The sequence below is a fragment of the Aeromonas allosaccharophila genome, assembly GCF_016026615.1.
GTDB lineage: Bacteria > Pseudomonadota > Gammaproteobacteria > Enterobacterales > Aeromonadaceae > Aeromonas > Aeromonas allosaccharophila.
The window spans coordinates 1,222,402-1,234,510 of record NZ_CP065745.1 but is presented as its reverse complement, the minus strand read 5'-3'; the positions used below and the strand labels follow the sequence as shown (position 1 = coordinate 1,234,510).

The window sequence follows — 12,109 nt, the reverse complement described above, 5'->3', positions numbered from 1 at the left end:
TCCCCCTTGAACAGTCAGGGTCAGGATGACTTGCGTACCCTGAGATACCATTCGGAGAGCAGTCGCACCTGTTTGCGGGTGTAGCCTTTCTCCATCATCCGTTCGACAAAGTTATCGTGCTTCTTCTGCTCCTCGGCCGAGGTTTTGCTGTTGAAGGAGATAACCGGCAGCAGCTCTTCCGTGTTGGAGAACATCTTCTTCTCGATCACGGTGCGCAGCTTCTCGTAACTGGTCCAGTTGGGGTTACGGCCTGCATTATTGGCCCGGGCACGCAGCACGAAGTTGACGATTTCGTTGCGGAAATCTTTCGGGTTGCTGATCCCGGCGGGTTTTTCAATTTTCTCCAGCTCGCTGTTGAGGGATGCTCTGTCAAACAGCTGGCCGGTCTCGGGGTCACGGTACTCCTGATCCTGGATCCAGAAGTCGGCGTAGGTGACGTAGCGATCGAAGATGTTCTGGCCGTACTCGGAGTAGGACTCGAGATAGGCGGTCTGGATCTCCTTGCCGATGAACTCCACATAGCGCGGGGTCAGATAGCCCTTGATGAACTCAAGGTAGCGATCGTGCAGCTCTTGCGGGAACTGCTCGCGCTCGATCTGCTGCTCCAGCACATAGAAGAGGTGCACCGGGTTGGCGGCCACTTCCGCGTGGTCGAAGTTGAAGACGCGGGAGAGGATCTTGAACGCAAAACGGGTAGAGAGACCATTCATCCCCTCGTCTACACCGGCGTAGTCGCGATACTCCTGATAGCTCTTCGCCTTGGGATCGGTGTCTTTGAGGCTCTCGCCATCATAGACCCGCATCTTGGAGTAGATGCTGGAGTTTTCCGGCTCTTTCAACCGTGACAGCACCGAGAACTGACCCAGCAGCTCGAGAGTGCCCGGCGCGCATTTGGCGTCGGTCAGTTCACTGTTGATCAGCAGTTTTTCGTAGATCTTCACCTCTTCCGAGACGCGCAGGCAGTAAGGCACCTTGACGATGTAAACCCGGTCTAGGAAGGCCTCGTTGTTCTTGTTGTTACGGAACTGCTGCCACTCGGATTCGTTGGAGTGGGCCAGCAGGATGCCGTCAAAGGGGAGGGCGGAGAGCCCTTCAGTGCCGTTGTAGTTCCCCTCCTGGGTTGCCGTCAACAGTGGGTGCAGCACCTTGATGGGCGCCTTGAACATCTCGACAAACTCCATCACACCCTGGTTCGCCTTGCACAGCGCACCGGAGTAGGAATAAGCATCGGCGTCATCCTGGGCGAAGTGCTCCAGCATACGGATGTCGACCTTGCCGACCAGCGAGGAGATATCCTGGTTGTTGTCATCGCCCGGTTCGGTTTTGGCGATGGCGATTTGATCGAGGATGGAGGGATTGACCTTCTCCACCTTGAACTTGCTGATGTCACCGCCAAACTCGTGCAGGCGCTTGGCCACCCAAGGGGACATGATGGGGCGCAGGTAGCGGCGCGGGATGCCGTACTCTTTCTCCAGGATCTCCCCGTCCTCTTCGATATCGAACAGGCAGAAGGGGTGATCGTTGACCGGTGAGCCCTTGATGCGATAGATGGGTACCTTTTGCATCAGGGATTTGAGTTTTTCTGCCAGCGAGGATTTACCGCCGCCAACGGGGCCCAGCAGATAGAGGATCTGTTTCTTCTCCTCCAGCCCTTGGGCGGAGTGTTTGAGGTAGGAGACGATCTGTTCGATGGCCTCTTCCATCCCGTAGAAATCCTTGAAGGCGGGATAGCGTGCCACGACGCGGTTGGAGAAGAGTCGGCTCAGTCTGGGGTTGGCAGAGGTGTCTACCATCTCCGGCTCACCGATGGCGGTTAGCAGACGTTCGGCTGCGGAGGCATAGCAGGCTTTGTCCTGCTTACACATATCCAGGAACTCCTGGATGGTATATTCCTCTTCTCTCGCTTTCTCATATCGCTGTTGGTAATGCTCGAATATGCCCATAACTTTGCCCTCGTTATAGTCGCTTACCCTGAAAAAAGTGGATGACTGCTTTTGTGTTGTGCGCTTTTAAAGCCTAGTCAACAGCCTCCAGTAATCCATCACGGTTGATTGGTTAAATTCTGAAGAATCCTGCCCGATCCTTGTGCGGGAAGGGTCAGTCAACAACACCGCTATGTTACTGACTGTTAAATTATTTTTGCCACGATAGTGAGGTAAATGTCAAAGACATAAAAAATAAATGTTTATGGGAAACGGGGAACTTATTGCGAAAAGATTAAGGCTTTCGATGAAAGGCAACAGGGGGACGGGCTGGCGGGGCTATGGATGAAAATATCATTACGTGTACGTCAACGTAAATGCGCTTGTTTGGAGTTTTGGCTCTAATTTTTACATTGACGCTACATTTCGGGTGCCCTAGATTGGCGATGTGTGAGCAGCATGACGCTTTAGCAAGAGAGTTGACTGTTACCTCACCAAGCTCTGTTTAAGCACGTTTCCGTTGGCTTGACCCTCGCAACCGCGAGGGTCTTCTTTTTTCAGCACCCGCAGACGCGGATCGCTGCTGGGGATGTAGAGGCCGCGCATGATCACCCGATCATAGCAATCACCGATCAAGGGTAGGCTTGTTGCACTGCCGTCAGGACGCGTGCAAACGGGTGGGCGGCCAGTTGGCCTGCACCCGCCAGCGATTTGGCCTTGACCCGGCTGGTCAGCGGTGTGGCGATACCGCACAAGAAACGGGCCAGGACACGCGCATCCACTGAACCAGTCTTGGCAATCAGCGGGTCACACCAGGCACGGATCCCCGCCTCGTTTGGCATGGTCAGTGAGGGCAGGGGCGGGAGATGCGCCACCTCGCCGCGACAGACCGAACAGTGGCCACAATGAACCGGCGCCACCTCATCGGCAAAATAGCGGGCGAGGCGGTGACTCAGGCACTCATCCGAGGTGAAAAAGTCGAGCATGGCTTGCAGTCTGGCCAGCTCGCTCTGCTCTTTTTGCAGGAACAGGGCATGGAGAGCGTTAGCCTCCTGCTCGCAGTCCCACCCCTGACGGGTGATCCGGTAGACCTCGGTCATCTGCTTGCTTTCGAGCTCTATCCAGCCTTGCTGTTGCAGGTAATCGAGCGCCGCAACCGCCCGCTGCCGCTCTCCCTGATAGCCCTGCCAGAGGGCGTCAAAGTCCATGGTGCACCAGCTGCGTGCTTGCGGGGCGCAGGCGAACAGTTGCTCCAGAAACTGGCGACGATCCGGATTGAAGCGACTCACTATCTCGCCTTTATCCAGCACAAACTTGAAGCGGTAGTCGGCGTAGTAGCTGTAGGCCGGGGTGATGATGCCCGCCATCTCCAGATAGACCAGCAGGGTTTTCAGCGGTAACTGACGGATATTGGTGTCGTTGGAGAGGCGCAGCAGGGTGAATTCCCACTCGGCCCCGCTCTGCCCGATGATGGCAAGCAGCTGGAGGATGGCACTCAAATCCGGGGTATCGCCGTAGACGAAGTTCTCCAGCACCGGCAGTTGGCTCTGGTTTGCCAGCACGATACAGCGCGAGGGCTGACCATCCCGCCCGGCGCGGCCAATCTCCTGGCTGTAGTTCTCGATGGATTTGGGCAGATCGTAGTGAATGACCCGCCGGATATCCGCTTTGTCGATCCCCATGCCAAAGGCGATGGTGGCGACGATGCAATCCACCTTGCCAGCCATGAAGTCGTGCTGGATCTGGCTGCGCAGCGCCGAGTCGAGTCCGGCATGGTAGGCGCGGGCATTGATCCCTTGCCCAATAAGCTGCTCGGCGCAGGCTTCGGCGGTGTGCTGCAAGGTGACGTAGACGATGGTGGGGGCCGCCGGCTCTTGCGTTAGCGTTCGTGCGAGCCAGCCGTCCCGCGCGTCGGGCGCCAGGGGGATAACCGCCAGATCAAGATTGGAACGGTAGAAACCGGTGACTACAACTCCTTCAGGCTCGATGCCGAATTTGGTCTGCATATCCTGAATAACCGCGGGTGTGGCGGTAGCGGTCAGCAGCAACACCTGCGGGATCTTCAGGTCATGGCGATAGCTCGGCAGTTTGAGGTAGTCGGGGCGAAAGTTGTGGCCCCACTCCGAAATACAGTGCGCCTCATCCACCACCAGCAGCGAGAGCGGCACTTGTTCGATAAGGCGGCGAAAGCGCTCGTTCTTGAGCCGCTCCACCGAGATCATCAGGATTTTGAGCTGCCCATCCAGCGCTTGCTGCATCACTCTGCGGCTCTCCTCCGGACTTTGGCTCGAGTCGAGGGTGGCGGCGCTTATTCCCTTGCTTTTGAGGAAGGCGAGCTGATCGTGCATCAGCGCCAGCAGCGGCGAGATCACCAGGGTCAGGTGGGGCATGGCGAGGGCAGGCAGCTGATAGCAGAGGGACTTGCCGGAGCCGGTGGGAAAGATTGCGGCGGCACTCTGGCCAGCCAGCACCCGGCTGATCACCGCCTCCTGGCCTGGCCTGAGTGTGGAGAAACCAAAGTATTGGTTGAGCAGGGATGGGATCATGGCAAGGCTCCGCAGCAAATGGGGGATGATAGCACAGTGACACCGGTCACGGATGGCGACCCATGGCGCAGGGTGAGTGTGCCGATAAAACGTACAAAAATGGGTGGTTGCACTGCAGTTAAGGTTTTGTTGCGGTTTTTTGTGATGGAAACGGGATATTTTTTGGTGAGCCGCTGGAAAAAAATGATGGCGAATGGGATATTCCGTCATGCAATCCGGTGACTGGCGGATCGGCCCGACAGAAGGTTGGCCACAGACACCACACTCGGGCGACAGGGGTTGCTCGGGTGCAAGATTGCTGACAGGACTCATGATTCATGCACTACGGTGCCTAGGGACTTTTTGATGACACAACAACACCCCCTCCTTCGGCTGGTCAATAGCACCAGTCTGGTCAGCCAGATCCTGGTTGGTCTGGTATTCGGTATCTTGCTGGCACTGTTTGCGCCCGAGTGGGCGAAAACGGCAGGTCTGCTCGGCAGCCTGTTTGTTGGCGCACTGAAAGCGGTGGCGCCGCTGCTGGTCTTCGTACTGGTCATGGCGGCAATTATTGGTCACAAGCAGGGTCAGAAGACCAACATGCGACCGATCCTGCTGCTCTATCTGTTTGGTACCTTCTCTGCGGCCGTGGTCGCGGTGGTTGCCAGCTTCCTGTTCCCCTCCAACCTCCATCTGGTCGCCAATACTGCCGAGATCACCCCGCCGGGCGGGATCACCGAGGTGCTACAGGCTCTGCTGTTCAACGTGGTGACCAACCCGGTCAAGGCGCTGATGGATGCCAACTATATCGGGATCCTGGCGTGGGCCATTGGTCTGGGTATCGCCATGCGCCATGCCAACGAGAGCACCAAGGCGCTGATCACCGATCTCTCTCACGGTGTCTCCACCATAGTGAAAGCGGTGATCCGCTGCGCCCCGCTCGGTATTCTGGGTTTGGTTGCCTCGACCCTGGCCGAGACCGGCTTCGATGCGCTGTTTGGTTATGCCCAACTGCTGGTGGTGCTGATCGGCTGCATGCTGTTTATCGCCTTCGTGGTCAACCCGCTGATCGTGTTCTGGAAGATCAAGCGCAACCCCTATCCGCTGGTGCTGACCTGCCTCAAAGAGAGTGGTGTGACCGCCTTCTTCACCCGCAGCTCTGCCGCCAACATTCCGGTCAACATGACGCTGTGTGAAAAACTGCGTCTGCCGGAAGATACCTACGCGGTCTCCATCCCGCTGGGTGCCACCATCAATATGGCGGGTGCCGCCATCACCATCACTGTGCTGGCCATGGCGGCGGTACATACCCTGGGGATGGAAGTGGACATGGCAACGGCTGTGCTGCTCTCCGTGGTGGCAACGGTCAGCGCCTGTGGTGCGTCCGGCGTGGCCGGTGGTTCCTTGCTGCTGATCCCGCTGGCGTGCAGTCTGTTTGGCATCAGCAACGACATCGCCATGCAGGTAGTTGCTGTCGGCTTTATCATCGGCGTGTTGCAGGATTCTGCCGAGACAGCCCTTAACAGCTCCACCGACGTGCTGTTCACCGCGGCAGCTTGCATGGCCGAAGATGAAACCCTGCTGGAACCTTCCGCGCTGCCCAGCAGCGAGGCGTGAGCCGGTAGCGGTTTACATCACGATAATGTTGCGCCCTCTTCGGAGGGCGTTTTTTTATGACTGTGCCCGAATAACGTGTTGCATTGGGGGCCCCAGCGCCTCATGCAAACACGCTTTGATATTTACGCCACTCCCGTAACGCTCCAGCATCCTGCGCCAACCCAGGTAATTCTTCAGGTTGTGCGTCGCCACGCCATGGAACCGCTCCATCCACTCTTTCAACCGATGGTGATACCCGTTCACGTGCTGGATGTGATGCCTTGGCGATTGTGCACTACCTGATGGGTTACGCCCTGCTCTTTGCTGAAACAGGCATACACACCCGCTCCATCGCTACACAGCACTGCATCCGGTGACACCAACGGCTTCAAGACCGCGATGACCACCTCGGCATTTATCTTCTCTAGCTGAAAATCCGCATGGTGTCCTGCACGGTCTTGCACCACCATCACCGGAATGTAATCCGGCCCGGTTTCACGGGTTTGCCCCTTGCTACCACGATGTCTTGGCGGACGTGGCCGTCCCCGTTGCCCCTTGAACGATTCGAGGAAGAAGGTCTCGTCTACCTCAACGATGCCCTCTTCCCGGGTGGCCTGATGGGGTGCCATCGCGCGCAAGAAATGGTGAGGTAATGGTGTGGGGTGCATGAGTTCCTGCTGAGCAACACGGCGCTGGCGCAGGGTTAACTGGGGAAAGAGAGACAAGAGGTGTTGAAAGGCTGGAGTATCCATGATGGTAGACCTCAAGGTGATGGCCTACTTCAAGATCAGCCTTTCAACACGTAATTGGGACTGAGCAATAAAAAAGCCACACCGATTGGTGTGGCTTTGATTAACGGACTAACCCGGATCGGTTACGGACGACCAGCAGGGCTGGTAGCCACGTTGACGGCAGCTGTGCTACCACCATGACGACCGGATGTGCTCACCTCGTTGCGTACCAGCGGCGGGTGGTTAACCGGCTCACGAGCAGGCAGGGCTGGCGCTTCGGCAGGGGTTGCCATCGGCGCTGATGCCTTGCGAGCACGAGCCAGCAAGCCGGCACCGTGAACTACCTGTTTGGCGACGACCGGTGCCTCTTCCACCACTACCGTAGCCACGGCAGCCGGGGTTTCGACGACAGCAGCAGGTGCTGGTGTTTCGACAACAGCGGCGACAGGTGCGGCTTCCACAACAGGAGCTGTTACGGCCGGTGCTTCTTCAATAACCGGAGCAGTTTCAACAACGTGTGCAGTTTCCACCTCGGTGGCGGTGACCACTTCGGCAACCGGCGCAGCGACAACGGCTACTTCTGGCTCTGCGGCAACGACAACCTCAGCGACAGTTTCAACAACCGGGCTGGTAGCAACATCGGCTTGAGTTGCTGCAACCTGGGCAGTGGCCTGCTCGGCAGCTTCTTCGGCAATGGCCTCAGCAACGACGTGCTCGGTCAGCGCGGAAGAGGCCTGCAGGGCGGCAGCAATGGCTTCCGCGCTCGGGATGGTGACCACGGGTACTACCGGCTCTTCGGCTTTTACCTTGGCAGCATCAGCCTGGGCAGCGGTAGTGAGCTGGCTCTCTGTTGCTGGTTGCTCTTCATCACGCTGGCTGCGGGCATCTTCGTTGATGCGCTTGCGACGCTGGCCTTCGATACGCTGGGTACGCGGAGTGCGACGTGAACGGCGTTGCCCTTCACTCTGCTCTTCCTGCTCGTTACCCACTGCATCGATCACCTCAGCTTGCACTGCTGCATCGTCAACCGGCAGGGCAGGGGTGTCAGCAGCGGCGACATCGACGCGGATCTGCTTGCGCAGTTGGCGACGTTCGCGGCGCTCGGCCACTTTCAGCTCTTTCTCCTGACGCGGCTCGATGGCGACTGCATCAACGGCTTCTACCGCTTCAACAACGACCTCGGCGCGCGCCTCACGGGGAGCACGCGGTTCACGGGCCGGACGTGGGGCACGCTCTTGACGAGGTTCGCGAGGCTCGCGCTCCTGACGAGGTTCACGTTCCATGCGCTGTTCGCTGCGCACTTCACCACGGGTCTCGCTACGGGCTTCACGTTCCTGACGGGGCTCACGCTCTTTGCGGGGACGGCGATTGCGGTTTTCACCGGCTTCGCGGTTGCCACCTTCACGCTTCTCGCCAGCTTCCGCATTGTTGCGGTTGTTGCGATTGTCGTCACGACGGGGACGCTGGCCGCGGGCGCGGGTCTCATCACGCTGGTGACGATGACCTTCATCCTTGCGAGCTTCCCGCGCTGCCGGTTTCTCGGCGGGCGCTTTCACTTCGGCAGGGGCGCTATCACTGCTGAACAGGCCGCTAATGCCTTTGATCAGCTTGCTGAAGAAACCGGCTTCGGCAGGAGCTGCAGCAACGGGCGCCACCGGCTGTTGCGGGGCAACAGGGGCCGGTTGTACCGGTTGGGCAAAGCCTTGCAGCAGCGGTTGCTCACGCTCGATCACCTGGGCCTGTTTCGGCTGGTAGGTCGGCTTGGCAATTTCGGTTTTCAGCTCGTAGCTGGCCGCTTCCGGGATCTCGTTCTGACGAATGCGGGTTACTTCGTAGTGCGGGGTTTCCAGATGCTGGTTCGGAATGATGTAAACACGGACATCATTGCGCTGTTCCAGACTGGCGATGGCGGCACGCTTCTCGTTAAGCAGATAGGCGGCAACATCCACAGGCACCTGGCCGTGAACCTGCTCGGTGTTGTCCTTCATGGCCTCTTCTTCGATGAGACGCAGGATGGACAGGGCGAGAGATTCGTTGTCACGGATAACCCCTTGACCCTGGCAACGGGGGCAGATATGACTACTGGACTCGTTGAGGGAGGGACGCAGACGTTGGCGAGACATCTCCAGCAGACCGAAACGGGAGATCCGGCCCAGCTGAATGCGGGCTCGGTCCTGATGCACCGCTTCACGCAGACGGTTTTCCACTTCGCGCTGATGGCGAACCGGGGTCATGTCGATGAAGTCGATAACGATCAGGCCGCCCAAGTCGCGCAGACGCAATTGACGGGCAATTTCGTCGGCCGCTTCCAGGTTGGTTTGCAGCGCAGTCTCTTCGATATCGCCGCCCTTGGTGGCGCGGGAGGAGTTGATATCGATGGAGGTCAAGGCTTCGGTCGGATCGATAACGATGCTGCCGCCGGAGGGGAGGCGCACTTCACGCTGGAAGGCAGACTCGATTTGGCTCTCAATCTGGAAGTGGTTGAACAGGGCAACTTCACCCTTGTACAGCTTCACACGGTTGAGGAAATCGGGGCGAACCAGCTCGATATGGGCTCTGGCGCGTTCGAAAATCACCGGATCGTCGATCAGGATCTCGCCCACATCGCGACGCAGATAGTCACGGATAGCGCGCACGATCACGTTGCTTTCCTGGTGGATCAGCACGGGAGCGGTACGCTCTTGTGACGCCTTGTGGATGGAGTCCCAGTGGTTGAGCAGAACGTTCAGATCCCACTCAAGCTCTTCCGGAGACTTGCCCACACCGGCAGTACGCACGATCAGGCCCATGCCTTCAGGCACGGTCAATCCGCTCAGGGCTTCTTTCAGTTCGGTCCGCTCATCACCCTCGATACGGCGGGAGATACCACCGGCACGGGGGTTGTTGGGCATCAGCACCAGGTAGCTACCGGCCAGGCTGATAAAGGTGGTGAGGGCTGCACCCTTGGTGCCACGCTCTTCCTTGTCGATCTGGACGATAACTTCCTGACCTTCGCGGACCACTTCTTTGATGTTGGGACGACCCTGATAGGAGTAACCGGAGGGGAAGTAATTGCGGGCGATCTCCTTCAACGGCAGGAAACCGTGGCGCTCGGCGCCGTAGTCAACAAAAGCAGCTTCAAGGCTGGGTTCTACGCGGGTGATCTTACCCTTGTAAATGTTCGCTTTCTTCTGCTCGTGTCCCGGACTTTCAATATCCAAATCGTAGAGCTGTTGTCCGTCAACCAGCGCTACGCGCAACTCCTCTTCTTGAGTTGCGTTGATAAGCATTCTTTTCATTGAGTTCTCATTATTGTGTCATTTTGATTTCCTCCATCTGGGGTCCTGCCGGCGCCGGCCTCGGGTCTTCAGCATACTGGGGCAACCTCCCGGTTGGGGTATGCATGAGGCGCAAACTAAGGGCGCTCTGGTCATCACTTCTCGAGAAGGGATGAATAAGGATGCCGAAATGGAGACAAATAAACGGTAATGTTTGTGTTCTCCATGCGTTGTACCTCGCACCCGGGAACCGTCATGTTCTTGTATACACGGTGTTTCGGGATTGGGTGGCATACTTTTTGGCCACTTAGTACAAGGCTTGAACACAATGACAAAACCTTGTTTATTATCCCATTTAAACCTCTTTTATAGCAAGGCGCCATTTTTCAACAAACCATGCAGCCAAGGGGCGCTGGCAGTGTTAAAATCCGCGCCATGACACAGATACAACAACAAGTGCAGCTGCTCACCATCGAAGCTGAGCATGAAGGGCAGCGCATCGACAATTTTCTCAAGACTCAGCTAAAGGGCGTCCCCAAGAGCCTGATCTATCGCATCCTTCGCAAAGGCGAAGTGCGGGTAAACAAAAAGCGCATCAAACCGGAGTACAAACTCTGCGCGGGTGACGAGGTGCGGGTCCCCCCCGTGCGCGTTGCCGAGAAGAATGAGCTGCCATCGGCCAACCTCGGTGTTATCCAGCGTCTGGAGAGCCAGATCCTGTTTGAAGACGATGCAATGATCGTGCTGAACAAGCCCTCCGGCATGGCCGTGCACGGTGGCAGCGGGTTGAGCTTTGGCGTCATCGAAGGACTGCGCGCCCTGCGTCCGGAAGCCCGCTTCCTCGAACTGGTGCACCGCCTCGACCGCGATACCTCCGGCGTACTGCTGGTTGCCAAGAAGCGCAGCGCCCTGCGCAGCCTGCATGAGCAGCTGCGCGTCAAGACCATGCGCAAGCAGTATCTGGCGCTGGTGCGTGGCAAGTGGCAGGCCCACGTCAAGGTGGTCAACGCCCCGCTGCGCAAGAACGATCTGCAATCCGGTGAACGGGTGGTGCGGGTCAGTGCCGATGGCAAGCCCTCCGAAACCCGGTTCCGCATCGTGCGTCAATTTGCCGAAGCGACCCTGGTCGAGTGCAGCCCCATCACCGGCCGTACCCACCAGATCCGTGTGCATACCCTGCATGCCGGTCACCCGATCGCCTGTGACGATAAGTACGGTGAAGCGGCGTTTGACGAGAAAATGCGCAGCCAAGGACTGAAACGGCTCTTTTTGCATGCCTGGAAGCTCAGCTTCACTCATCCGGCCGATGGTCGCGAGATGCAGGTGGAAGCCCCCCTTGCACCCGAGCTTGACGGTTTCCTGGAAAAGTTGGCGCACTAATGCAAGATATCCGGCTCGCCATTTTCGATTGGGACGGTACCCTGATGGATTCGGTGGGCCGGATCGTTGCTTGTGTGCAAGGAGCCGCCAGAGATTGTGAACTGGCGGTGCCTACGCCAGCCCGGATCCGGCAGATCATCGGATTGAGCCTCGATGTCGCCATGTCCCGTCTGTTTCCCTTATGCAGTGACAGTGGCGCCACCAGCGATGAGCGCCAGATTGCCGCACTCATCGATCGCTATCGTCATCACTATCTGCACGATGCTACCCCCAGCCCGCTGTTCGCCGGGGCAGGGGAGTTGTTGCATGACTGGCAGTCACAGGGGCTGCAACTGGCTGTCGCCACCGGAAAATCACGCCGAGGGCTGGATCGGGTATTGGATGAGACCGGGCTGCGCCCGCTGTTTGTCACCAGTCGCGGCGCCGATGAGGCCAACTCCAAACCCGATCCGTTGATGCTTGAGCAGATCCTGGCCGAGCTGGGGCTGTCACCCCGGCAGGCGGTGATGATCGGTGACTCCGTGCACGATATGGCGATGGCCGAGGCGATCGCCATGCCGCGCATTGGCGTCACTTGGGGGGTGGATAGTCGTGATGCCCTCGGTCGTCACGGGCCTGTGGCGGTGGTGGACTCCATGGCGGCGCTCAGAGCGCTGTTGTGACCCTATCCTTACGAGCAACAGGGTGCTGATTGAAAA

The 12,109-nt window shown here is 58.2% G+C and carries 6 protein-coding genes and 1 pseudogene; 3 read left to right on the top strand and 4 right to left on the bottom strand.

Annotated features, from left to right (window positions below; all coding sequences use genetic code 11):
* Positions 1-20: 20 nt before the first annotated feature.
* Both I6G90_RS05430 and I6G90_RS05425 read right to left on the bottom strand, forming a co-directional pair.
* Positions 21-1,943, bottom strand: a complete 1,923-nt coding sequence (locus I6G90_RS05430) for a PrkA family serine protein kinase (RefSeq protein WP_075113556.1) — start codon at positions 1,941-1,943, stop codon at positions 21-23.
* 611 nt (positions 1,944-2,554) lie between these two features.
* Positions 2,555-4,468: a RecQ family ATP-dependent DNA helicase gene (locus I6G90_RS05425; RefSeq protein ID WP_197930102.1), complete on the bottom strand. Its 1,914-nt coding sequence runs from the start codon at positions 4,466-4,468 to the stop codon at positions 2,555-2,557.
* Between the two features lie 345 nt (positions 4,469-4,813).
* On the opposite strand from I6G90_RS05425, the gene sstT reads away from it, so the two are divergent.
* Positions 4,814-6,064: a serine/threonine transporter SstT gene (gene sstT, locus I6G90_RS05420; protein WP_197930101.1), complete on the top strand. Its 1,251-nt coding sequence runs from the start codon at positions 4,814-4,816 to the stop codon at positions 6,062-6,064.
* A 54-nt stretch (positions 6,065-6,118) separates the two neighbouring features.
* Here sstT and I6G90_RS05415 read toward each other — a convergent pair.
* Both I6G90_RS05415 and rne read right to left on the bottom strand, forming a co-directional pair.
* Positions 6,119-6,795, bottom strand: a pseudogene (locus tag I6G90_RS05415) (IS1595 family transposase).
* 122 nt (positions 6,796-6,917) lie between these two features.
* Complete coding sequence (rne, locus tag I6G90_RS05410) at positions 6,918-10,052, bottom strand: ribonuclease E (RefSeq protein ID WP_197930100.1); 3,135 nt, start codon at positions 10,050-10,052, stop codon at positions 6,918-6,920.
* A gap of 414 nt (positions 10,053-10,466) precedes the next feature.
* Between rne and rluC the strand changes: the two genes are divergently transcribed.
* Together rluC and I6G90_RS05400 are read left to right on the top strand one after the other, a co-directional pair.
* Positions 10,467-11,411, top strand: coding sequence for a 23S rRNA pseudouridine(955/2504/2580) synthase RluC (rluC, locus tag I6G90_RS05405; protein ID WP_204356693.1), 945 nt, complete (start codon positions 10,467-10,469; stop codon positions 11,409-11,411).
* The gene (locus tag I6G90_RS05400) at positions 11,411-12,073 is read left to right on the top strand and encodes an HAD family hydrolase (RefSeq protein WP_197930099.1); all 663 of its coding nucleotides are present in this window, start codon (positions 11,411-11,413) and stop codon (positions 12,071-12,073) included. The genes rluC and I6G90_RS05400 overlap by 1 nt, the downstream gene beginning before the upstream one ends.
* Positions 12,074-12,109: the final 36 nt, after the last annotated feature.

Bases quoted from the DNA above. Each gene is read 5' to 3' on its own strand.
- sstT (WP_197930101.1), top strand. From the start codon at position 4,814: ATGACACAACAACACCCCCTCCTTCGGCTGGTCAATAGCACCAGTCTG.
- I6G90_RS05430 (WP_075113556.1), bottom strand. From the start codon at position 1,943: ATGGGCATATTCGAGCATTACCAACAGCGATATGAGAAAGCGAGAGAA.
- I6G90_RS05400 (WP_197930099.1), top strand. From the start codon at position 11,411: ATGCAAGATATCCGGCTCGCCATTTTCGATTGGGACGGTACCCTGATG.
- rne (WP_197930100.1), bottom strand. From the start codon at position 10,052: ATGAAAAGAATGCTTATCAACGCAACTCAAGAAGAGGAGTTGCGCGTA.
- rluC (WP_204356693.1), top strand. From the start codon at position 10,467: ATGACACAGATACAACAACAAGTGCAGCTGCTCACCATCGAAGCTGAG.
- I6G90_RS05425 (WP_197930102.1), bottom strand. From the start codon at position 4,468: ATGATCCCATCCCTGCTCAACCAATACTTTGGTTTCTCCACACTCAGG.